The following is a 22,978-nucleotide window of genomic DNA, read 5'->3' on the forward strand; positions in this document are numbered from 1 at the left end:
CGGGCGTCTTTGCGTTCAGCATATCCTCAATTGCGCGCCGTTCACGCAAATCCAGCTCTATGTGGGCCATCTTCCATTCTCCTTGCTTGCCAGCAAGATAGGGGAACTGTCGCAACCCAATCTAGAATGTGCCCCGGTTATATAGATCCGGTGCGTAATGCGGATTATGTTGAATATAGTCAGTAAGCAGACCCGCAGCCTGCTTATTGACTGGCTGTTGAGGCCGCAGCAAAGACCGTGAAGCTCAGTCTGAGCGGCAGTGTTTCTGGCGGCATCCTCCAGCTGGCGGGCTGGCTTCGGGCATTTCCTGCCGTGCCAATGTGGTTGCGGCAAACTCCATGAAGGCGCGGATCACCCGCACATCCTGGCGCTGAGAGAGCGAGACAATGCTCTCGCTCATCGTTAGGCCGGCATCCTCCAGCCTGATCTTCACCAGCCGGCTGTCATGTCCGAACTCCGCCTCGGAGACAAACCCGATGCCGGCGCCCGAGGCAACCAGTTCCCGTACCGCTTCGCGGCCTTCGGCAATAATCGCGGGTTTCAGAGTAACGCCCCTGCCTCGCGCCTCAGATTCAATCTTTTGGCGGGTTTTTGAGCCCGCTTCGCGAAACACCAGCGGCAGGCCCTGCAGGTCTGCAAGGCTCAGGCTCGGCCGGCCTGAAGGTAAAAACCCGCGGGCGGCAAAAGCGGTGATGCCGGTGGCGCCCAGGTCCAGCCCGGTCATGTCCCGGCCCGGGGGCAAGCTGCCGATGACACCTATCTCGGCATTGTAACTGCGCAGCTCTTCCAGAACGTCTTCGGTGTTCCCTGCCCTTAGAAGAATGGTGATATTCGGGTGTTTCTTGCGGAACGGCCCGAGGAGAGCGGTGATATGCAGGGCCGAGTCGGCAATGATCCGCAGCTCACCCTCCACCGCTGCACCGGAATCGGAAAGGTACTCGCCGATCTGCGCTTCAGTCTCGAAATAGCCTTTGGTCAGCCGCAGCAGCTCTTCCCCTTCAGGGGTCAGTGCGATCTGCTTCCCCTCCCTGCGAAACAGCAAAATGTCATGATCCTGCTCCAGCTTTCGGACCTGTTCGGAGACCGCCGGCTGGGTCAGATGCAGCGCCCTGGCGGCGCGGGAAAAGCCGCCCAGAAGCGCGACATGGTGAAAGGCGCGAAGCTGGCTGTGGCGCATCTGTTCCCTCTCGCTGCCACCTATAGGAGCAACCTATAAGAAGATTGTTTTTTGCAATTTTACATATGGATTGGCGGACGGCAATGATGTGTTCAAATTCCTCTTGGGAGAGTGCGGATGAGTGCTTCCACGGATCCGATTGAACCGCCCAGGCTGGGCGAACCCTACTTGCTGACGCCGGGGCCATTGACCACCTCTTACGCAGTGAAACAGGCGATGCTGCGGGATTGGGGCAGCTGGGACGATGATTTCCGCGGAATGACCCGCGATATCCGCAGCCGGTTGCTGGCGTTGCTCGGCGAAGGTGCGGAGGATTTCGACTGTGTGCCGATGCAGGGTTCCGGCAGCTTTGCGGTGGAGGCGATGCTGGGGTCCTTCATTCCCCGTGATGGCAAGGCGCTGGTGCTGGCCAATGGCGCCTATGGGCAGCGATCGGCGCAAACGCTGACATACCTGGACCGCGATCACGTGGTGCTGGACAAGGGCGACTACCTGCCGCCGCGCGGGGACGAGGTGGCGCAGATTTTGGCAGATGACCCTGCGATTACCCATGTGGTGGCAATCCATTGCGAGACGTCCTCGGGCATCCTCAACCCAATCGCCGAGATATCCAAGGCGGTGTATGCCGCGGGCCGTAAGCTTCTGATTGATTCCATGTCGGCCTTTGGTGCGATTGATCTGCAGCCCTCGGACATTCGTTATGAGGCAATGGTGTCGTCGGCCAACAAGTGCATTGAGGGCGTGCCGGGCTTCGGCTTTGTCATCACCCGCACGTCTGAGATTGAAGCCGCCAAGGGCAACTGCCATTCGCTGTCGTTGGACATCCACGCGCAATGGGCCAATATGGAAAAGACCGGCCAGTGGCGCTTTACCCCGCCGACCCATGCGGTTGCCTCCTTTCTGGAAGCGCTTAAGGCGCATGAAGCTGAAGGCGGTGTTGCTGGCCGCGGCGCCCGATATGCGCGCAACCGCGATGTACTGGTTGCGGGGATGCGGGAATTGGGCTTTGAGACGCTGCTGGCTAGCCGCTGGCTGTCGCCCATCATCGTCACATTCTTTTGCCCTGCGGATGAGAATTTCGTGTTCAGCCGCTTTTACGAGCTGATGAAGGCGAAGGGTTTTATCATCTACCCTGGCAAGCTGACCGCTGTGGACAGTTTCCGCATCGGCTGCATCGGACAGATGGATGAACATGTGATGCGGCGGGTTGTGACCGCCTCCAAGGAAACTCTTGCCGAAATGGGCGTCGTCAGCGCGGCCCCGCCCGCCGCGGCGCTGGAAGAACGCGCCAAACTGGCTGCTTGAAGACAAAGGACCCCAAAATATGACCATTGGAACCCCCGTCATCGCGAACGAGCGCAGCTACCCTGCGCCGAAGACCTGCGCGATTGCCATCTGCCTCGATGGCTGCGAGCCTGAATACTTGGAAGTTGCCATCGCCAAGGGTCTGATGCCAACGCTGAAGCGGATCCGCGAGATCGGCACCGACCGGCTGGCGCATTCGGTGATCCCCTCTTTCACCAACCCCAACAACCTGTCGATCGCCACCGGCCGCCCACCCAGCGTGCACGGTATCTGCGGCAACTACCTGATCGACCCGGACAGCGGCGAAGAGGTGATGATGAACGACGTGCGTTTCCTGCGCGCGCCGACCATCTTTTCGCAGTTCTACGAGGCCGGCTATCGCGTTGCCATGGTCACTGCCAAGGACAAGCTGCGCGCGCTGTTGGGGGCCGGCTTGAAGTTCGATGAGGACCGCGCGGTCGCCTTCTCCTCCGAAAGGTCGGGTGGGACGACCAAGGCAGAGCACGGTATCGACAACGCCAGCCAGTGGCTGGGCATGGAAGTGCCAGAGATTTATTCGGCAGAACTGTCCGAATTTGTGTTTGCCGCCGGTGTGAAGCTGCTGCAGGAGTTCAGGCCGGACGTGATGTATCTTTCGACGACCGATTACATCCAGCACAAGTTCGCACCGGAACAGCAGGGCGCGCTGGATTTCTATGCGATGTTCGACAAATACCTGGCGCAGCTCGATGAAATGGGTGCGGCAATTGTTGTGACCGCCGACCATGGCATGAAACCCAAGCACCACGCTGACGGCTCCCCCAATGTGATCTACGCGCAGGACCTGCTGGACGACTGGATGGGCAAAGACGCCGCGCGGGTGATCCTGCCGATCACCGACCCCTATGTGGTGCACCACGGTGCGCTTGGCGCCTTTGCCACCGCTTACCTGCCCGAGGACGCCGACAAGGCAGGCATCATGGCCAGACTGGACGCCCGCGAGGAACTGATCCTAGTGGTGGACAAGGAAGAGGCTATTAAGCGGTTTGAACTGCCCGGCGACCGTATCGGCGACATTGTTATGATCTCGGGTGAGAACGTCACTATCGGCACCTCTGCCCACCGCCACGACCTGGCAGCGCTGAAAGAACCGCTGCGCAGCCACGGCGGGCTGACTGAACAGGAAGTTCCGTTTATCGTCAACCGTGTCATCGACCTGCCGGATCAGCCCGAAGACCTGCGCAACTTTGACGCTTTCTTTTACGCCACCACCGCAGCGGCGCTGTGAGCCATGAAAGACCAGACCATGACTAACATCGACATCCGCAACGAAGGCATGCGCATCGGCGGCGAGATCGTGTTTACCGACGAAACCGTCCCGGTGCATTACCCCTACACCAACGAAGTGGTGGGATATGTTCCTGCTGGCAAAGCCGAACATGCCCGTATGGCATTTGAAATCGCGGCGAACTACACGCCCAAGCTGACCCGCTACGAGCGCAGCCGGATCCTGCAGCGCGCTGGTGAGCTGATCGGCGAGCGCCGGGAAGATCTGGCCAAATGGCTGACGCTGGAACTGGGCATCTGCCACCAGCACGCCATCTATGAAACCAAGCGCGCCCAGGATGTTTACCAGTTCGCCGAGGCTGAGGCGCTGAAGGATGATGGCGAGATCTTTTCCTGCGACCTCACCCATAACGGCAAGGCGCGCAAGATCTTCACCAAACGCGAGCCGGTCAAGGCGATTTCGGCGATCACCCCGTTCAACCACCCCCTGAACATGGTGAGCCACAAGATCGCACCGTCGATTGCCACCAACAACTGCATGGTCTGCAAACCGACCGAGCTGACACCGCTGACCTGCCTTGCGCTGGCTGACATCCTGTACGACGCGGGCTTGCCGCCGGAGATGTTCCAGGTGGTCACCGGCTGGCCGCAGGACATCGGCGACGAGATGATCACCAATGAAAACATCGACATCATCACCTTCACCGGCGGCGTGCCAGTGGGCAAGATGATCGCCGAAAAAGGCGTCTACAAGCGCCAGGCGCTGGAGCTGGGCGGTAACGATCCGCTGATCGTTTGCAATGACCTGTCCGATACCGATCTGGAAAAGGCCGCCACCATCGCGGTGGCCGGCGCCACCGGCAACTCCGGCCAGCGCTGCACCGCGATCAAACGTATCCTGGTGCAGGAAAGCGTCGCCGACAGATTTGTGCCGCTGGTGCTGGAGAAAGCTCGAGCGATCAAATTCGGCGACCCGCAGGATCCGGAGACCGAACTGGGCTGCGTCATCCACGATAAGGCGGCAGAACTGTTCGAAAACCGTGTGCTACAGGCCGAAAAGGACGGCGCCGAGATCCTGTATAATCCGGGCCGCCAGGGCGCGCTGCTGCCGCCGATCGTGATGGACAAGGTTCCGCATGGCAGCGAACTGGTGATGGAGGAGACCTTTGGCCCCATCGTGCCGATTGTGCGGGTGCCGGACAATGACGCCGAGGTGATAAAGATTTCCAATACCACCGATTTCGGCCTCTCATCGGGTGTCTGCACCAATGATCTGAACCGGGCAATCGCCTATATCAACGGTCTGGACGTCGGCACCTGCAACATCTGGGAACAGCCCGGCTTTCGCATCGAAATGTCCCCCTTCGGCGGCATCAAGGACTCTGGCAACGGCGTCAAAGAAGGCGTCATAGAAGCCATGAAGTTTTTCACAAACGTTAAGACCTACTCCCTGCCCTGGCCGGAATAGCAACCCCTGAGTGATAGAGGTCCGGCCAAGGCCCGGCAGAGACACTCCCTGCCTGCCGGAGGGGAAACAGCCTTGGCCGTCCCATCCCCTGCCCGTCACCGGGCAGGGAGTGGTGGTTAAAAGGTAATCAGGCGTCCTGGCTGGCGCGGTCGCCCAAGGTGACATCCAGGGTGACTTCCTCGCCTCTGCGCAGCACTTCGATCTGTGCTGCGACACCCGGTGCATTCGCCGCCACCGCAGCTGTCAGGTCGCGCAATTCGGTGATGTCGCTATCGCCAAACCGCAGCACCACGTCGCCAGGTTTGAGGCCGGCCTCGGCCGCAGGGCTGTCAGCCGCCACGCTTTCGATCACCACGCCCTTGCCTGCTTCGCGGCCCAGGACATTGGCGGCGTCCTCGGACAGGGGTTTGATCTGCACGCCCAGCCAGCCGCGGGTGATCTCGCCGTCATCCTCCAGATCGGCGACAATCTTCTGCACCATATCCGAAGGCACGGCAAAGCCGATCCCGACCGAACCGCCGCCGGGCGAATAGATCATGGTGTTGACGCCGACGACCTCACCTTCGGCGTTGAACAGCGGGCCGCCGGAATTGCCCCGGTTGATCGCCGCATCCGTCTGGATGAAGTCATCAAACGGCCCGGCGTTGATATTGCGGGAGGTGGCCGAGACGATGCCCGAAGTCACCGTGCCCGCCAGGCCAAAGGGGCTTCCCATCGCAAGCACCTCATCCCCCACACGCAGCTCATCCGAAGAGCCGAATTCGACCGCAGTGAGCGGCGTGGCGGCCTCAACCTTCAAAAGCGCAATATCAGTCAGCGGGTCGGCACCGATCACTGTGGCCTCATGCACGCTGCCGTCGGCCAGGGTAACGGATACGGTCTGTGCATTGTCGATCACGTGGTGGTTGGTGACAATCAGTCCGTCCTCCGAAATCACAAAGCCGGAGCCCGCGCCCCTTACCGGGCGGTCGTCGTTCATCCGGGGCATCCTGCCGCCGAACCGGCGCAGGAATTCTTCCATGAACTTGTCATGCGGCATCCCCTGGCGGTCGGCAGCGGGCCGCGCTTTGCCAGTGACCTCGACAAACACAACCGCAGGCGAGATGGTTTCGACAAGATCCGCATAGCCGCCGACAGGCACCGCCAGTGCGGGGGCGGGGGCCAGGGCAAACATCGCAGCGGCCGAGGCCGCAGCGGTCAGGGCAAAGACAGACCGTTTGGGAGCGTTGGTTCTGAGCATTTTCATTTCCTTGCGTTGAAGTGGTGCAAGGCAGATGGCAGTGCCGGATTTCAATGTCCTGACGCATTCTATACAGATCTGTAATGTGCGCTGAGGTGCCATCCGGTGTACGACCCGGCGGGCAGCAGAACGGGGGATGCGGTGAAGATCCTGGTGATGGAAGACGACACGACCACGGGGCCTTATGTGGCCACAGGATTGCGCGAGGAGGGGCATAGCGTTGATCTTGTCACTGATGGCCGCGAGGGGCTGCTGCAGGCCAACGCGGCTGACTATGACGTGCTGATCATCGACCGGATGCTGCCCAGCCTCGACGGGCTGAGCCTGATCAAGACCCTGCGCGGCGCGGGCGTGCGCACACCTGCCATCATGCTGACGGCGCTCAGCGGTGTAAACGACCGGATCGACGGGCTGGAGGCCGGGGCGGATGATTACCTGGTGAAGCCCTTTGCCTTTGGCGAACTGGCCGCCCGCGTGGCTGCGCTGGCCCGCCGTCCGGGACTGCAGGCACAGGAGACGGTGCTGCGGGCAGGTGATCTGGAGATGGATCTGGTCCGCCGCAAGGTGACCCGCGAAGGGCAGGAGATCGACCTGCTGCCGCGCGAATTCCGCCTGTTGGAGCATCTGTTGCGCCGCAAGGGCCGCGTGCAAACCCGCACTATGCTGCTGGAGGCGGTCTGGGACATCAGTTTCGACCCGCAGACCAATGTAGTGGAGACCCATATCTCACGCCTGCGCGCCAAGGTCGACAGGCCCTTTGAGACTGAGCTGATCGAAACCGTGCGCGGCGCGGGGTACCGGATTGCCGAATAACCTGAGCACCCGCGCGCGGGCCCTGCTGCGCTCCTCGCCGATGCGGCAGTCGCTGTGGCTGTCGCTGCTGTTCGTGGCGGCCAGCTCGCTCAGCCTTGGCATTACCTATTATGTTGCCCATGGCGCCCAGCGGCAGGCGATCGAGGAAAGCCTGACCCAGGACATGGCGGGGTTCCGGGCTACGCCTTCCGCGGCGGCGCTGGCCGCTTTGGTCAATGCTGAAACCGCCGAGACCGATCCGCAACGGCGTCTGCTCAGCTACCGCCGCCCGGGCGGGCGGGTGGTGGCGGGCAATGCGGCGATCATGCAGCAACAGGAAGGGTTCAGGGTGGTGGCGCTGGGTCCAGACCCGGTAGAGATCACCGGCCACTTCATTTCGCTTAGCGAATACATCCACGGCGGGCTGCTGACCGTCGCGCAAACTGCCAAGCCCCTGGACGACTTGCGGCAGACCTATCTGCGGGTGCTTCTGTTCAGCTTGCTGCCGGCCATTGCGATTGCGGTCCTGGGGGGCGTGCTGCTGGCGCGGCGCTCGGCCCGGTCGCTGGCAGGGATTGAGCGCACCCTGTCTGCGCTGACCTCCGGCGAACTTGCTGCGCGGGTGCCGGAGACAGCGCGGCCCCGCGACATCACCCGCATCGGCCAAAGCGTGAATCGCATGGCCCAGGCACAGCAGCAATCGACCGAGGCGCTGCGGCAGGTCTCGGCAGATATTGCCCATGACCTGAAAACGCCGATCCAGCGGGTGGCGGTGCAGCTTGCCCGCTTGCAGGAAATGCCGGACCTGCCGCCAGAAGCGCAAACGCTGGCAGATCAGGCGCTGGCGGAAACCCGCGGCATCACCAGCATCTTCCAGGCGTTGCTGCAGATCGCCCAGCTGGAGGGCGGCACGCCGAAATCGCGGTTCAAACCGGTGGACCTCTGCGAAATCGCAGCCACCTTTGCCGAGATCTATGAGCCGGCCGCCGAAGAGCAGAACCGCACGTTCACGCTCAGCCTGCCGCAGGCGCCGGTCCTGGTCAGCGGCGACCGGGCGCTGATCGGCCAGATGCTGGCCAATCTGATCGAAAACGCCCTGCGTCACACGCCGGAGGGCACCGGCATCAGTTTGTCGCTGCAGCACAACAGGGAGACAATCCTGTCTCTGCGCGACCACGGCCCCGGCATCGCCGAGGCTGAACATCATAACGTGCTGCGCCGCCTCTACCGGCTGGAGCAAAGTCGCACCACTCCGGGCAGCGGCCTCGGCCTTAGTCTGGTGGCGGCAATTGCCGAGCTGCATGGCGCCAGGCTGACCCTGTCCGATGCAAATCCCGGCTTGCAAGTTGAGGTGGCCTTCAGCGGCTAGCGCGCTGACCTGAGTCCCTTCAGCGCCTCCGCCAGCCGCTTGACCAGCCGCGGAATGATCCGTTCATCCACGCCGGAAAAGCCAAGCACAAGCGCTGTGCGGCCAATCGGCTCGATGCAGTAAACCGAGATCGGCAGCGAGTCGATGCCCGCCTCCAGCAGTGCCTCATGCGCGGTCTGGTCATCCATGCCGCCCTTCAGCCAAGCCACCATATGCATCCCGGCATCTGTGCGCTGCAGTTCCAGGAATTCGCTGCACTCGCGTGCCAAGCTCTCAAACAGCACATCCCGCCGGGTCCGGTACAACCGTCGCATCTTGCGGATATGTTCGGTAAAGCGCCCGTCCTCCATGAACCGCGCCATCGCCTCCTCCGCAACGGCGGAGGAGTTCTGTCCCAGGAGATTGCGCGCGGTGGCAAAGGTTCCAGCGAACTCCGGCGGCACCACCACATAGCCCAGCCGCATCGCCGCAAACATCGACTTGGAGAACGTGCCCACATAGAACACCCGTTGCGCGCTGTCCAAGGCGCTGAGCGCGGGCAGCGGCCGCCCGCGGTAGCGGAACTCGCTGTCGTAATCATCCTCGATGATCCAGGTGTTGTTTTCCTGCGCGTAACTCAGCAGCGCCAGCCGCCGCCCCAGGCTCATAGTGGTGCCCAGGGGCTGCTGGTGCGAGGGTGTGGTAAAGATCAGTGCAGCCCTTTGGTGGCGGCGGATCGCATGATCCAGGTCCAGCCCCTCGCCATCCACCGGCACCGCGGCCACATTGGCGCCCATGATCTGCATCACGTCGCGCCCGGCGATATGGCCGGGGTTCTCGTACCAGACCGTATCCCCCTGATTCAGAAGCACAAAGGCAATCAGAACAAAAGCCTGCTGGGCGCCCGACGTGATGATCACCCGCTCCGAATCCACCTTCATGCCGCGGGCATCGGCCAGATGCCGGGCAATCGCTTTGCGCAGGGCCGCATTGCCGTTCACCTGCCCGTAGCTCAGACTGCGGCGTGCATCCCGCGCCATCGCCTCGGCCATGTATTTGTTCCACAGCTTGACCGGAAACTGATCCAGCGCCGGCACGCCGGGCCGGAATGGCGCTGTCTCACCATAACGCGCCACCGATTTGGACGCCGCAATGGTCCGCGCCCGCCCGGAAATTTCGATCACCGACGGTTTGTCCTTGCGCCGCGGCGTGTGGATCTGCGGAAACGCTTCGGTGTCCAGCCCGTCGGCCACAAAGGTGCCGGCCCCGGTCTGGGCCTGGGCATAGCCCTCGGCGATGATCTGTTCATAGACGTTCTTCACCGTGATCCGCGAAATCCCCAGCTCCTGCGCCAGCTCGCGGGTCGAGGGCAGCTTTTGCCCCGGCGCCAGCGAGCCGTCCAGGATCAGCCGCCGCAAGGAAGCATCCAGCTGCCGGTAGATCGGCACCGAGGAGTCGCGTTCGATTGTGAAACCTTGCAGCAAGGCGCCGCCCGGGGATTTTGGCATTGGTCAAAATGGGCCTATAGTTGGATCTATAACGGGTATAGTTGATGTGCCCAATTCTGGATAGCCTCCTTCCCGGCAGGTACGGTCTGCGCGCCCCGGGTTCACAAGGTTTGAGGCCGATCCATGACCAGAATCGAAGATTACGCATTCCCCAAGGGACTGGACCTGCTGCGGGCCTGGCAGGCAGGCGGCGCGGAGGCCAAGGCGGAAATGAAACGGGTTTTTGACACCGCCATCGCCGGCGGTTTCGATGCCAACTTCGGGCAGAAAGCCGACCCCAACCGCGTCAACAGCGTGGCCTCGGTCCATATGCTGGCGCTGGCGGTGCTGAACGACCTCTACGGCATCGAAACCCGCGAATATTACCACGAAGACCCCTACCGTTATGTCCGCGCCAACCTTGCGGTCAGCCGCCTGCTGGGGGTGAACAAATTCTATATCACCTGGGCGCTTTATGCCTGGTCCTGCGAGCCGCTGGGCCAGACCATGATGTACCCGGACAAATACCCGCCGGGCGCCGATCCCGATAACATCCTGATCAACAAGGAAAACTGGCGCGGCCTCCAGACCCCGGACTTTACCACCGGCGTGCCGTTGACAATCACCAATATCCTGCGGGTGCATGAAGAGCTGACCGGCCTGCCGCCGCTGCTGCAGATCACTGCGCCTTACAGTCTGGCTGCCGACATCTATGGGCAGGAACCGCTGCTGGGCGACGTGGTGAATGATCCGGATGAGGTGAATGCGCTGCTGGATCACCTGGGCGACACGGTTTTGGGTCCCTGGATGGACCACCATATCGCCACTTTCCCGAACGGCTGGGTCGAGCTGTCAGACGCCTCCGGCTCGCCCTTCTTCATCGGGCCGGAAAACTGCAAGAACATGTCGATCCGTTCGATCCGCCACATGCTGCGCGACAAGCCTTATGCGAACCGGGTGTTTGACAACAACTATCGCGGCGACCACGTGACCCTGGCCAAGAAGAAAGACCGCAGATCGCGCCGCCGCGGCGGCACATCAGCCGACGCCGCAGCAGCCCCCGAACTGGCGCCGTCGGAAAACCCGGCGCTGCTGGCACTGACCGACGCCAAGGTCAGCGCGAACCCTGTCTTCATCATGCGGCTGGCCGCGGATCTGGTGGATATCTCGTTCTACGAACAGCAGGCGATCGAGCGCAACATGCCGCTGACCTCGGGCATCGGTTCTCCCGAGATCGACCGCAACAGCATCGAGGATCTGGACGCCACCAAGGCCGAAACCCGCGAGATGGCGCGCTCGCACGTGGCGGCAATCCGCAATGTCTGCGCCCATGTGGACCTGCCCGAGGACAACCACGTCAGCCAGGCCTGGCCAAGCCACATCTATTTCGAGGACGTCAACCTGCACACGCAGTTCGACCTGGTCGAGATCATCCTGGAAGAGGTTTATTGCGTCGGCCCGATTCAGCGCAAGGTTTGAGAGGATCACGCCCTGCCGGGGCTCCTCAGCCGGAGTTCTGCGAGAATTCCGGCCAGGAAAAATCGATTTTTCCTGGCCGTTTTCCGCCGCCGGAGAACGGCAACGGCCTCCATCGGAGCTCAGAGGCGCCAGCGTTGCGGCGGATCTTTTCCGTTGCGTTTTTATGCCGCCGGTTTCATCGGCTGGCCGGCCGCATAGGTCTGGGCGATGGAGCGGTCATCCCCCAAAGTCTGCAGGATGAACAATTCCTCCGACAGGGTCTCGGCCCGCTGCATCCGCAGATCCATCGCCGGAGTGGCGCGGGAGTCCAGCACCACGATATCGGCTTCGGTCCCGGCCTCCAACGTGCCGATCTTGTCCTCCAGCCCTAGCGCCACGGCGTTGCCGCGGGTGATCCAGTGGAAGGCGCGCAACGGGTGCAGCTTTTGGTTCTGCAATTGCAGGACCTTGTAGCCCTCGTTCAGGGTCTGCAGCATCGAATAGCTGGTGCCGGCGCCGATGTCGGTGGCAATGGCATTGGTGATGCCGCGGCCGCGCAGGCCAGCGTCGTCAAACAGCCCGCTGCCCAGGAACAGGTTGGAGGTCGGGCAGAACACCGGCTTGGCCTGGGTCTCTGCCAGCGCATCAATCTCGCGCGGCTTCAGGTGGATCGAATGGCCGAGCAGCATTTTTTCGGTCAGCAGCCCGTAGGACTGATAGACATCCAGATAGTCGCGCGCCTGCGGATAGAGCTCGGCGGTAAAGGCGATTTCGTCGTGGTTTTCAGACAGGTGGGTTTGGACGTAGCAGTCCGGATGCTCCAGCACCAGTGCACCGGCCATTTCCATCTGTTCCGGGGTCGAGGTGATGGCAAAGCGCGGGGTGACCGCATACATGCCGCGGCCCTTGCCGTGGTATTTTTCGATCAGCGCCTTGGTATCGTCATAGCCGCTGACAGGCGTGTCCAACAGGCCCGCCGGCGCGTTGCGGTCCATCAGGACCTTACCGCCGATCATCCGCATGTTGCGGCGCGCAGCCTCGTCGAAATAGGCCTCGGCCGAGGTTTTGTGGACCGAGCAATAGGCCACCGCGGTGGTGGTGCCATGCGAAGTCAGCAGGTCGAAGAAGTGGCCCGCCATCTTAGTGCTGTGGCCAGCATCGGCAAAACGGGTTTCCTCGGGGAAAGTGTAGTTGTTCAGCCACTCCAAGAGCTGCGAACCCCAGGAGGCGATCACCTGCACCTGCGGGAAATGCAGATGGGTGTCGATGAAGCCGGCCATCAGGATGTTCGGACGGTGGTCGATCACCTCGGCCCCGGCGGCCAGCTCGGCGAGACCGCCATAGCTGCCCTTGGCCAGGATCTTGCCGTCCGCCACCAGCAGCGCACCGTCCTCGATGAACTCATAGGCGCTGGTGTCCTCGGGGCCTTGCGGCTCGGCGGTGAAGGAAAGCACCCGTCCGCGCAGCAGCGTCTGTTTCGATGTCATGTCTTTGATGTCCTTGGTTCGCAGGCAGGGCGCGCGAGGCCCCCTGCCTCTTGTCATTTGGGATTATTCGCCTGCCGGCAGATGCGGCACATGGGGCTTGGCAGGATCGTCTTCGGTTTCCTCATGCTCATCCGCCTTGTGGAAGATCGGGTAGATGAACAGGAAACCGGCCGCGATCAGGTAACCCATTGCGACACCGGTGAACTCCGGCCAATGCAGGCTGGCAGAATGGATCACGCCGACCAGCGACATTGCCGCCGCCGCCAGGGCAAAACCGCCCGCGTTGCGGAAGTCGCCGTCGATCACGCTGGCCACGATGGCGCCCCAGATCAGGCCGGTCAGGATCGCACCCTGGCTGAGGGCCAGATGACCTTCGTAATGCGCGCCCTGCTGCAGCAGCGCTGCGGTCAGCTCCGCATCGCCCAGCTGCGCCATGCCGGTCGCACCCAATGCGCCCAAAGCTCCGGCCAATGCGCCCCATTTCACCACCAGGAAGGCAGAGACATGCGGCATCATCGCGATGGTGACAGCGGCGATATGGTCGGTCTTCACCGAATGCGCAGTGTTGGTCACCAGGCTGAGCGCCACAAACACCAGAACCGGCGCGGCAGCCGCCACGGGGATCAGGTTGTTGAGGAACGCGAGAAGGCCAAAGAAGGCGGCAAAGGGGATCACCAGGCCAACGCCGATGATATAGCCCGAGCGCGCGCCCATGCGTTTATAGGCCGGATGGCCGATATAGGCGGTGGTCGGGAACGGCGAGCCGAACACGGCGCCGATCATGGTGCCGACGCCGTCGGTCACCTGGCACAGGCCGACCGGGTAATGGTCACCCGCGGCTTCGGCGCTTTCGACGTTGTTCATGGTCTCGATGAAGTTGTAGATCTGCACCGGCACCAGCACCAGGAACAGCTCCGGGTTGGCAAACAGATGCTGGATACCGGCAATCAGGTCACCGAAATAGGGGACCGGCAGGTAAACGCCCACACCCTCGAACGAGACCGAAGCCTTGCCCATGCCAAGCGCCACAACGGTGCCCACAATCAGCGCCAGCAGACCGGCGGGGATGTTGAACGGCAACCGGTGACGGCCCACCAGGCCCCACAGGATGATGATCATCGAGGCAAAACCGATGAACGGATCCTCGAATATCGTCGCCAGCGGCACGGTGCCGATGAACACCAGCGCAATGCCGCACAGCGTGCCCAGCATACCGGCACGCGGTGTCACCCGCTTCAGCCAGGGGCCGACGATGGCACCAAGGCCAGCGACGATACCGCCCATGAAGCCCGCGCCAATGCCCACCTGCCAGGCCAGCATCGCGTCATTGGTCGACCAGTAGATCGGCCCGATCACCCCGAACAGGTAAACAAACATCACCGGGGTCGAGATGCCATAAGGCAGCGCGGTCACGTCGCGCCCTTCTTTCTCGGCGGTATGTTTGGCCAGCCAGGTGTAAACCGCGACACCTGCCAGGATCGCCACTGCGGCGCCGGGCACGATGCGGCCGAACACGATGTCCGCCGGCATGTTGAAGACAAACTGACAGATGCCGGATAGCACGATCAGGTTGATCAGGTTGTCCGTGAATAGCGCCCAGAATGCACTGAAGTCATTCCGCGCGAACAGTTTGTACGTATAGCTCCGCCCTGTGGTCATGGCGGCCTCCTCCTATCAGAGGACGCAGTCCTTAACGGCTGAATACCCCAGCCGTTTCTCCCTCTGCGTCCGGTTGCTTGCCCGTATCAGGCAGGTCAATGCTCCGTGCTGGAGCGGACGCGGCAGTTTCAGAGGTCAAATCAGCGATCACTTCCGCAGCCACGAAGGCCGCGATGACACTGGGCCGCTTGTCGCGGCTGCCGCCTGCCCCGATGGGGCAGATGAGACGGTCGGTTCGCTGACCGTCGCAATGGTCCCGGCACCAGCGGCGGAATTTCTCCCGCTTGGTGGCCGATCCGATCAGGCCCACGTATCCTGCATCGCCGCGCTGCAGGGCAGCGGAGGCAAGCAGGAAGTCGAGCGCATGATCATGGGTGAGAACGATAAACGCGCTGCCCGCCGGGGCGATGGCAATGTCGATCTCGGGAATGGCACTTTGGCGGATTTCCACATCCGCATGGCATAAGGCTAATTCTTCGGCGCGCTGGTCAATCAGGATGCAGCGCACCGGCAGGTGCTGGAACAGATCCGCCAGAGCCCGGCCGACATGGCCTGCACCCAGGACATAGATATGCGGCAGCGCCTGTTCCTCCGTCTGTTCTTTGGCAATCGCATCCTCACGGTCGGCCTGACGCATCTGCGCCAGCGACATCTCCACCCGTCCGCCGCAGCACTGGCCGATCTCTGGCCCCAGCGGCACGTCCAGCGTGTCGCTGATGACATGGCTCTTCAGCATCCGCCGGGCGTGGTCGATGGCAATGTATTCCAGCTGGCCGCCGCCAATGGTTCCCCATGAGGATTCCGTCGCCACAAACATGCAGGCGCCGGCCTCGCGCGGCGAGGATCCCCGCACGCGGGTCAGCGCGACCTGCACCACATGTTTGTGGCTGGCCAGAAAGGTCTGGAGAGAGGGGCGGCGGGCCATGGTTCAGCCCTGCCCTTTGAGGGTTTCGATGGACATCAGCACGCGCTCCGGCGTGGCCGGGGCATCCAGGCGCGGGCAGACCTTGTAGTCCGCGGTGCTGGCAACGGCCATCGACAGCGCCTCGAACACCGAGATGCCCAGCATGAAGGGCGGCTCGCCCACGGCCTTGGACCGTTTGATGGTGCGTTTCTTGTTCACCGACCATTGGGCCAGCTGGGTGTTGAAGATGCGCGGCCGGTCAGAGGCAAGCGGGATCTTGTAGGTCGAGGGCGCATGGGTGCGCAACCGGCCCTCGCCGTCCCACCACAGTTCCTCGGTGGTCAGCCAGCCCATGCCTTGAATGAACGCGCCCTCCACCTGGCCCTTGTCCAGGACCGGGTTCAGCGAGCGGCCCACGTCGTGCAGGATATCGGTGCGCTCCACCCGGTATTCGCCGGTCAGCGTGTCGACGGACACTTCCGAGCAGGACGCGCCATAGGCGTAGTAGAAGAACGGTTGCCCCTTGCCCGCCGCGCGGTCCCAGTGGATTTCCGGGGTTTTGTAGAAACCCGCCGCCGACAGGTGAACCCGGGCCATATAGGCCGCTTTCACCAGCGCGTCGAAGGGGATCTCTTCGCTGCCAACTCGCACGCGGTTGGGCAGGAATTCGACTTCCGCTTCGGACACTTCATACTTCTCCGCCGCAAACTTGGTCAGCCGGGCAATGATCTGCTCCGCCGCATCAAGTGCTGCCATACCGTTGAGGTCCGAGCCCGAAGAGGCCGCGGTGGCGGAGGTGTTCGGCACCTTCTCGGTGGTGGTCTTGGTGATCTTGATGCGCTCAAAATCCACCTGGAAGGCATCGGCCACAACCTGCGCCACTTTGGTGTTCAGGCCCTGCCCCATCTCGGTACCGCCGTGGTTCAGGTGGATCGAGCCGTCGTTGTAGACATGGATCAGCGAGCCCGCCTGATTGTACCAGGTTGCGGTGAAGGAGATACCGAATTTCACAGGGGTCAGGGCAATGCCCTTTTTGATGATCTTCGACTCATTGTTGAAGGCGATGATCTCTTTCCGGCGCTTGCGGTACTCGGCGTTTTCTTCCAGCTCCCCGATCAGCCGGTCGAGGATATTGTCCTCCACCTTCTGATGGTAAGGCGTCAGGTCGCGGCCTTCCTCGCCATAGAAGTTGACCTTACGGACATCCAGCGGGTCCTTGCCCAGGGCATAGGCGATCTCTTCGATCATCCGCTCTGCGGCAATCACACCCTGCGGGCCGCCAAAGCCGCGGAACGCGGTGTTAGACACGGTGTTGGTCTTCATGGGCCGGCTTTTCAGCAGCACGTTCGGGTAGAAATAGGCGTTATCTGCATGGAACAGCGCCCGGTCGGTGACTGGCCCGGACAGGTCCGAGGAATAGCCGCAGCGCGCGGCAAAGCCGCCCTCAACCGCCTGAATACGGCCCGTATCGTCAAAGGCTACGTCATAGTCGATCACGAAATCATGGCGCTTGCCGGTGGCGGTCATGTCCTGATCGCGGTCGGGGCGGATCTTGACGGCGCGGTTGTGTTTCTTGGCGGCAATCGCAGCCACCGCGCAGAACAGGTTCATCTGGCTTTCCTTGCCGCCGAACCCGCCGCCCATCCGGCGCACGTTGACGGTCACCGCGTTGTTCGCCACGCCCAGAACATGCGCCACCATATGCTGCGCTTCGCTGGGGTGCTGGGTGGAGCAATGCACGGTCACATCTTCATCTTCGCCGGGGACGGCAAAGGCGATGTGGCCTTCCAGATACATGTGATCCTGACCGCCAACCGTCATCTGCGCCTGAATGCGGTGCGCCGCGCCCTTGCGGCCTACCTCCACATCGCCGCGCTCCAGCTTCAGCGGGTCGGTGATCATCGGATAGCCCGCTTCTTGCGCCTGGACCGGGTCCAGCGCATGCGGCAGCACCTCGTAATCCACCTGCGCCAGCTCCGCGGCCCGGCGGGCGGCGTCGCGGGTCTCGGCGATTACCGCAAACATCGGCTGGCCGTGGAATTCGACTTTCTCGGTCGGGAACACCGGCTCATCATGCTTGCCGGTGGGGCTGATGTCGTTGACGCCGGGCACGTCCTCGGCGGTCAGCACATCCACCACGCCGGGGGCGTTGCGGACGGCCGACAGGTCGATGCCCTTGATATTGGCATGCGCTACGGTGGACACACCCAGATAGGCGTGCAGCGTGCCATAGGGTTCGGCGATATCGTCGGTGTATTCGGCGCGGCCGGTGACATGCTTGACGGCACTGTCGTGCTGGCGGTCATGATGCACGGCGCCGCTGATGGTCTGATGGTCTTTCATCTCAAATCCTCCTCAGGCGACGGCCAGCCGGACAGCCCCGGCGGTGGCAGCATCATGTTCCAGATAGAAGCGGCGCAGCAGGTTGCTGGCCGAGAGCGACCGGTACTCCGCCGACGCCCGCCAGTCGCTGAGCGGGGTGAAGTCCTGCCTCACCGCTTCCGCCGCCGCGTCAAACGCGGCCTCGCCCCAGGGCTGGCCCACCAGCGCGGCCTCGGCACTTGCAGCGCGCTTGGGTGTGGCCGCCATGCCGCCGAATGCGATGCGCGCAGCGGCGATCACGCCATCTTTCACAGTGACACTGACCCCTGCCGCAACCGACGAGATATCCTCGTCCCGGCGCTTGGAAATCTTGTATGCGGCGTCGATCTGCCCGGCCATGGGCCTTGGGATGCGGATCGAGGCGACGAAATCGCCCGGCTCGCGGTCCTGCTTGCCATAGTCGATAAAGAACTCCTCCAGCGGCAGGGTGCGGCTGCCGCCCTGTTTTTGCAGCGTCACTTCGGCGCCTAGCGAGATCAGCACCGGAGGGGTGTCCCCGATGGGCGAGCCATTGGCGATGTTGCCGCCGATGGTGCCCATGTTGCGCACCTGCCAGCCGGCAATGCGGTCCCAGTATGCACCCAGATGCGGGAAGGCTTGGCGGATCGCCGCCTCGCTCTCGGTATAGGTCACACTGGCGCCGATGGTCAGCTCGTCGCCGGTCAGCTCGATCGCCTTCAGCTCCTCAAGGTGGGACACAAACACCACCGGTGAGATCGGCTTCATGAATTTGGTGACCCACAGGCCCACATCGGTCGAACCCGCCACAATGGTCGCTTTGGGGTTCCCAGCCAGCACCTCAGCCAGGTCCGCCGCATCCAGCGGCAGGATGGCGCGGTCGTCCTCCGGGCCGGTCACCACGCGGGCGTTGGGCTGGATTGCCTTCAGCTTGCCGGTCAGTGCCTCGCGCTCGGTGTTCAGGTAATCATTCGCCGGGGTGCCGTACTGGTTCACTGCCCTGGCGGCGCGGACAATCGGCTCATAACCGGTGCAGCGGCAAAGGTTGCCCTGCACGGCGGTTTCCACTTCCGCCTCACTCGGCTGCGGGTTCTCCATCCACAGCGCATACAGCGACATCACAAAGCCGGGTGTGCAGAAGCCGCACTGGCTGCCGTGGTATTCGACCATCGCCTGCTGCACCGGATGCAGCCGCCCGCCTGGACCGGACAGATGCTCAACCGTCACCACATGGCAGCCGTTCAGCGAGGCCAGGAAACGGATGCAGGCATTCACAGCCTCATAGCGCAGGGCGCCATTCTGCAGCCGGCCCACCAGCACGGTGCAGGCGCCGCAATCGCCCTCGGCGCAGCCCTCCTTGGTACCGGTCAGACGCTGTTCCAGGCGCAAGAAATCCAGCAGGGTCGTGGTGGCCTTTACCTCCTCCAGCACAATGTTCTTGCCGTTCAGCAGAAAGCGGATGTCGGTTTGATGTGTCATCTGGCCTCCGGAATGTGGTTGGGCCGTGCTGGCCCGCTTATGTCAGTTTTACACTGTCTGACTGCCGCCATGAACGGGTGCAATCGCGAAAGGCTTTCAACACCCTGTTGAAAATGGTTAGGCTAATAGATGCCGGAACCGGTGTGTTTTCTGCCTGGCCGCATGAATGGCAAGCGGTAATCACGCCCCTAAAGGTCTGTGAACCATGTCTTATCTGGAATCCCTGCGGGTCTTTACCCGAGTCGTCGAACTGGGCAGCATCACCTCCGGCGGGCGTGACCTGCGGTTGACTCCGGCGGTTGCCAGCAAACGGATCAAGGAGCTTGAAAAGCACCTTGGCGTGCGGCTGTTCAACCGTACCACGAGATCGCTGACCCCGACCGAGGTCGGACAGCTATTTTATGCCGAGGCCAGGAAAGTTCTCGAATCGATTGAGGACGCCGAGGCGGTGGTGGCGCAATTCTCCGAGGCGCCGCGCGGAGTGATCCGGGTAACCGCGCCGCTGGGTGTGGGCCGCCGTATCGTCGCGCCGCTCGTTCCTGGTTTTGTCGAGGATTACCCGGCCACCGAAATCCGCATGCGGATGTCGGACCGCAAAGTCGACATTCTGGCCGACGGGTTGGATGTGGCGTTCTTCATCGGCACCCCGCATGACTCGACCCTGAAAATGCGCAAGATCGCCGATTGCGCCCGTGTGCTGTGTGCTGCGCCCGCCTATCTGGAGCGTCACGGCACCCCGCAGCTGCCGGAGGACCTTTTGACCGGCCACAATTGCCTGCTGCTGCGCTACCCGCGCTCGCCGGAATATTACTGGACGCTGGAAACCCCCGAGGGTCCGCGCAAGCTGGAGGTTTCGGGCAAATACGACGCCGATGACAGCGATGTGCTGACCAATTGGGCGTTGGACGGGCGTGGCATCGTCAACAAACCGCGGTTTGACGTGGCTGCGCAGATGCGCAGCGGCGCGCTGGTGGAGGTGCTGCCCGACACGCCGCCGGAGCCGACCATTTTCGGCTGCCTCTACCCGCACCGGAAACTGCAGGATCCCAAAATCCGGCTGTTCGTCGATTACGCGGTCAAACACGGTCTGGCGGCCTTCCGGCGAAGTGACGCCGGGAAATAGCTCTGCCAGCCGGGCTCAGCGCGTTTTGGCAGCGGGCCGGTTTACAGGGGTGCACAGGGGGTGCACGCCCAGTGCCGGACGAAAAATGGCCCCGCCGGGGTGGCGGGGCCATTCGAATTGAACATGGGTCTAGCTCAGTTCGCGGCCAGTGCGAAGGGCTGCTCCTTGGAGGCGCTGCCGTACCAGCGGCGGATCAGGGCGCGCTCCTCGTCCTCCATGTAGGTCACGTTGGCGGGCGGCATCGCGTGGGTGGCACCAGCCTGGAGATAGATCTCCTTGGCGTATTTCGCCACATCGGCCGGGGTCTCCAGCAGCACGTTCTTGGGCGCGCGGCGGATGCCGTCATAGTAGGGCTCCCGCGCGTGGCACATGGCGCAGCGGCCCGGCACCACATTCATCACGTCCTCGAAATGCTGGTTGCTGGCAAACACTTGCTCGGATTTGGTCAGCTCCCGTGCCTCGGATTCTTCATAGGTGTCCTGCTGCAGCGGCGCCTGGCTCAGGATCATGATGCCGATGAACAGGATGGCGGTCACAGGCCAGGTCCAGGTCGGGTTGCTGGTGCCCGCGTGGTTGCTGTTGAAGTAGTGGCGGATGGTCACGCCCATCAGGAACACCAGCGCCGCGATCAGCCAGTTGTACTCAGTGGCAAAGGCCAGCGGGTAGTGGTTGGACAGCATCAGGAACACAACCGGCAGCGTCAGGTAGTTATTGTGGGTCGAGCGCAGCTTGGCGATCTTGCCGTATTTGGCATCCGGCGTCCGGCCTTCCTGCAGGTCCTTCACCACGATGCGCTGGTTCGGCATGATGATGAAAAAAACGTTTGCAGTCATGATGGTAGCCGTGAAGGCGCCCAGGTGCAGCATCACCGCGCGGCCGGTGAAGATCTGGTTGTAACCCCAGCCCATGGCGACCAGCAGCACAAACAGCAGCACCATCAGGAAGGTCGGCTTCTCCCCCAGCGGCGATTTGCACAGGAAGTCATAGATGATCCATCCGATGGTCAGCGACGCGCCGGAAATCAGGATGCCTTGCCACAGGGCCAGGTCGGCCTTGCTGGAATCGATCAGGTATAGCTCCCCGCCCGCCCAGTAGACGATCATCAACAGGCCCGCGCCTGACAGCCAGGTCGCGTAGCTTTCCCATTTGAACCAGATCAGATGCTCAGGCATATTTTCCGGCGCCACCAGATATTTCTGGATGTGGTAAAAACCGCCGCCATGGACCTGCCATTCCTCGCCATGCGCGCCGACCGGCAGATGCGGAACCTTCCGCAAGCCAAGGTCGAGCGCGACGAAGTAGAAGGACGATCCGATCCAGGCAATGGCGGTGATGACGTGAAGCCAGCGGACCGCAAAGCCCAGCCAGTCCCACATGATCACAAGCTCTTCCATTGTTCTCTCCTCATAAGCTTTGACCCGAGACTAGAGCATGCCGCTATTTTCATGTATTAGGTAAAAAACCCAAGCTGTTTCAAAATAACACAAAGAATACTTGAATGGCCTATCTCGACAACATCCGTACCTTCGTCCGTGTCTACGAACTTGGCAACATGTCCGCCGCGGCCCGGGATATGCGGATTTCGGCAGCCGTGGCGTCCTCGCGGATTTCGCAGCTGGAGGATCATCTGAACGTGCGGCTGTTCCAGCGCACCACGCGGCTGCTCAATCCGACTGAGCAGGGCAACCTGTTTTATCACGGCGCGGTCAAGATCCTGGAGGCCGTGGATGAGGCCGAGGCTGACATCAGCAGCGTCACCCAAACTCCGCGCGGCACCCTGTATGTGGCGGCTCCATTAGGGTTGGGGCAGCGGTTGATTGCGCCGGCAGTGCCGAAGTTCAACGAGGCCTATCCGCTGATCTCGATCCGCCTGCGGCTGTCGGACCGAAAGCTGGATCTGGCGGCCGAGGGGCTGGATGCAGCGTTTTTCCTCGGAGTGCCGGAGGATTCGAACCTGCGGATCCGCAAGATTGCCGATTGTGCGCGGGTGCTGTGTGCCTCACCGGATTATATCAGACGCCGCGGCCAGCCTGCCAGCAGCGACGAGTTGAAGACAGAGGCGCACGACTGCCTGAACCTGCGCTACCCCGGCGCGCCGGAGTTCCAATGGCCGCTGCGCAGCCAGGACGGGGTTAAGCGGGTGACTGTCACCGGGCCGTTTGAATCCGATCACGGCGACGTGCTGACCAACTGGGCGCTGGAGGGGCATGGGATCATCCTGAAACCGGTTTTCGAGATTTCAGAACACCTTGCCTCGGGCCGGCTGGTGCCAGTGCTGGCAGAGGAGCCGCCGATCCCGATTCAGATGGCCTGTCTCTATGTCCACCGCCGCCACCAGGACCCCAAGGTGCGGCTGTTCATGGATTTCATAGTAGACCACATCCAGGCATCCCTCCCCTCAGAATGAAAAAGCCCGCCCCAGTTTCCTGGGACGGGAACCGCCGG

The 22,978-nt window shown here is 62.3% G+C and carries 17 protein-coding genes; 8 read left to right on the forward strand and 9 right to left on the reverse strand.

The window, feature by feature from the left end; all coding sequences use genetic code 11:
* Positions 1-244: 244 nt before the first annotated feature.
* On the reverse strand, positions 245-1,177 hold the full coding sequence (locus AQUI_RS29035) for a LysR substrate-binding domain-containing protein (RefSeq protein ID WP_051372072.1): 933 nt from the start codon (positions 1,175-1,177) through the stop codon (positions 245-247).
* A 117-nt stretch (positions 1,178-1,294) separates the two neighbouring features.
* Between AQUI_RS29035 and AQUI_RS0126005 the strand changes: the two genes are divergently transcribed.
* From AQUI_RS0126005 to phnY, 3 genes are read left to right on the forward strand one after another with little or no spacing between them, the layout of a single operon-like run.
* Positions 1,295-2,482: a 2-aminoethylphosphonate--pyruvate transaminase gene (locus AQUI_RS0126005; protein ID WP_027260112.1), complete on the forward strand. Its 1,188-nt coding sequence runs from the start codon at positions 1,295-1,297 to the stop codon at positions 2,480-2,482.
* A gap of 19 nt (positions 2,483-2,501) precedes the next feature.
* Entirely contained in the window at positions 2,502-3,749 is a 1,248-nt protein-coding gene (gene phnA, locus AQUI_RS0126010) for a phosphonoacetate hydrolase (RefSeq protein WP_027260113.1), read from the forward strand.
* A gap of 18 nt (positions 3,750-3,767) precedes the next feature.
* On the forward strand, positions 3,768-5,216 hold the full coding sequence (phnY, locus tag AQUI_RS0126015) for a phosphonoacetaldehyde dehydrogenase (protein ID WP_027260114.1): 1,449 nt from the start codon (positions 3,768-3,770) through the stop codon (positions 5,214-5,216).
* A 127-nt stretch (positions 5,217-5,343) separates the two neighbouring features.
* On the opposite strand, the gene AQUI_RS0126020 is transcribed toward phnY, so the two are convergent.
* Positions 5,344-6,462, reverse strand: a complete 1,119-nt coding sequence (locus tag AQUI_RS0126020; protein ID WP_027260115.1) for a trypsin-like peptidase domain-containing protein — start codon at positions 6,460-6,462, stop codon at positions 5,344-5,346.
* A gap of 135 nt (positions 6,463-6,597) precedes the next feature.
* Here AQUI_RS0126020 and AQUI_RS0126025 point away from each other — a divergent pair, with 135 nt between their 5' ends.
* Complete coding sequence (locus AQUI_RS0126025) at positions 6,598-7,269, forward strand: winged helix-turn-helix domain-containing protein (protein WP_027260116.1); 672 nt, start codon at positions 6,598-6,600, stop codon at positions 7,267-7,269.
* The gene (locus AQUI_RS0126030) at positions 7,259-8,617 is read left to right on the forward strand and encodes a sensor histidine kinase (protein WP_084294569.1); all 1,359 of its coding nucleotides are present in this window, start codon (positions 7,259-7,261) and stop codon (positions 8,615-8,617) included. Before AQUI_RS0126025 ends, AQUI_RS0126030 begins: the two co-directional genes overlap by 11 nt.
* On the opposite strand, the gene pdxR is transcribed toward AQUI_RS0126030, so the two are convergent.
* Positions 8,614-10,104, reverse strand: coding sequence for a MocR-like pyridoxine biosynthesis transcription factor PdxR (gene pdxR / locus AQUI_RS0126035; protein WP_027260118.1), 1,491 nt, complete (start codon positions 10,102-10,104; stop codon positions 8,614-8,616). The genes AQUI_RS0126030 and pdxR overlap by 4 nt on opposite strands.
* A gap of 123 nt (positions 10,105-10,227) precedes the next feature.
* Here pdxR and AQUI_RS0126040 point away from each other — a divergent pair, with 123 nt between their 5' ends.
* Positions 10,228-11,562: a uroporphyrinogen decarboxylase family protein gene (locus tag AQUI_RS0126040; protein ID WP_027260119.1), complete on the forward strand. Its 1,335-nt coding sequence runs from the start codon at positions 10,228-10,230 to the stop codon at positions 11,560-11,562.
* A gap of 161 nt (positions 11,563-11,723) precedes the next feature.
* Here AQUI_RS0126040 and guaD read toward each other — a convergent pair whose 3' ends face one another.
* The 5 genes from guaD to xdhA form a co-directional block, all read right to left on the reverse strand.
* The gene (guaD, locus tag AQUI_RS0126045; protein ID WP_027260120.1) at positions 11,724-13,028 is read right to left on the reverse strand and encodes a guanine deaminase; all 1,305 of its coding nucleotides are present in this window, start codon (positions 13,026-13,028) and stop codon (positions 11,724-11,726) included.
* 63 nt (positions 13,029-13,091) lie between these two features.
* A complete protein-coding gene (locus AQUI_RS0126050; RefSeq protein ID WP_027260121.1) occupies positions 13,092-14,687 on the reverse strand; it encodes a xanthine/uracil/vitamin C permease in 1,596 nt (531 codons plus the stop codon).
* Between the two features lie 31 nt (positions 14,688-14,718).
* Entirely contained in the window at positions 14,719-15,612 is an 894-nt protein-coding gene (gene xdhC, locus AQUI_RS0126055; RefSeq protein ID WP_027260122.1) for a xanthine dehydrogenase accessory protein XdhC, read from the reverse strand.
* Between the two features lie 3 nt (positions 15,613-15,615).
* Positions 15,616-17,934: a xanthine dehydrogenase molybdopterin binding subunit gene (xdhB, locus tag AQUI_RS0126060; protein ID WP_027260123.1), complete on the reverse strand. Its 2,319-nt coding sequence runs from the start codon at positions 17,932-17,934 to the stop codon at positions 15,616-15,618.
* A gap of 12 nt (positions 17,935-17,946) precedes the next feature.
* On the reverse strand, positions 17,947-19,410 hold the full coding sequence (gene xdhA / locus AQUI_RS0126065) for a xanthine dehydrogenase small subunit (protein ID WP_027260124.1): 1,464 nt from the start codon (positions 19,408-19,410) through the stop codon (positions 17,947-17,949).
* A gap of 205 nt (positions 19,411-19,615) precedes the next feature.
* Here xdhA and AQUI_RS0126070 point away from each other — a divergent pair, with 205 nt between their 5' ends.
* On the forward strand, positions 19,616-20,533 hold the full coding sequence (locus AQUI_RS0126070; RefSeq protein ID WP_027260125.1) for a LysR family transcriptional regulator: 918 nt from the start codon (positions 19,616-19,618) through the stop codon (positions 20,531-20,533).
* A gap of 134 nt (positions 20,534-20,667) precedes the next feature.
* On the opposite strand, the gene AQUI_RS0126075 is transcribed toward AQUI_RS0126070, so the two are convergent.
* A complete protein-coding gene (locus AQUI_RS0126075) occupies positions 20,668-21,927 on the reverse strand; it encodes a urate hydroxylase PuuD (RefSeq protein ID WP_027260126.1) in 1,260 nt (419 codons plus the stop codon).
* Between the two features lie 104 nt (positions 21,928-22,031).
* Between AQUI_RS0126075 and AQUI_RS0126080 the strand changes: the two genes are divergently transcribed.
* Positions 22,032-22,940, forward strand: a complete 909-nt coding sequence (locus tag AQUI_RS0126080; RefSeq protein ID WP_027260127.1) for a LysR family transcriptional regulator — start codon at positions 22,032-22,034, stop codon at positions 22,938-22,940.
* Positions 22,941-22,978: the final 38 nt, after the last annotated feature.

Origin of the sequence: Leisingera aquimarina DSM 24565, assembly GCF_000473165.1 — a bacterium.
In the GTDB taxonomy this organism is placed as follows: domain Bacteria; phylum Pseudomonadota; class Alphaproteobacteria; order Rhodobacterales; family Rhodobacteraceae; genus Leisingera; species Leisingera aquimarina.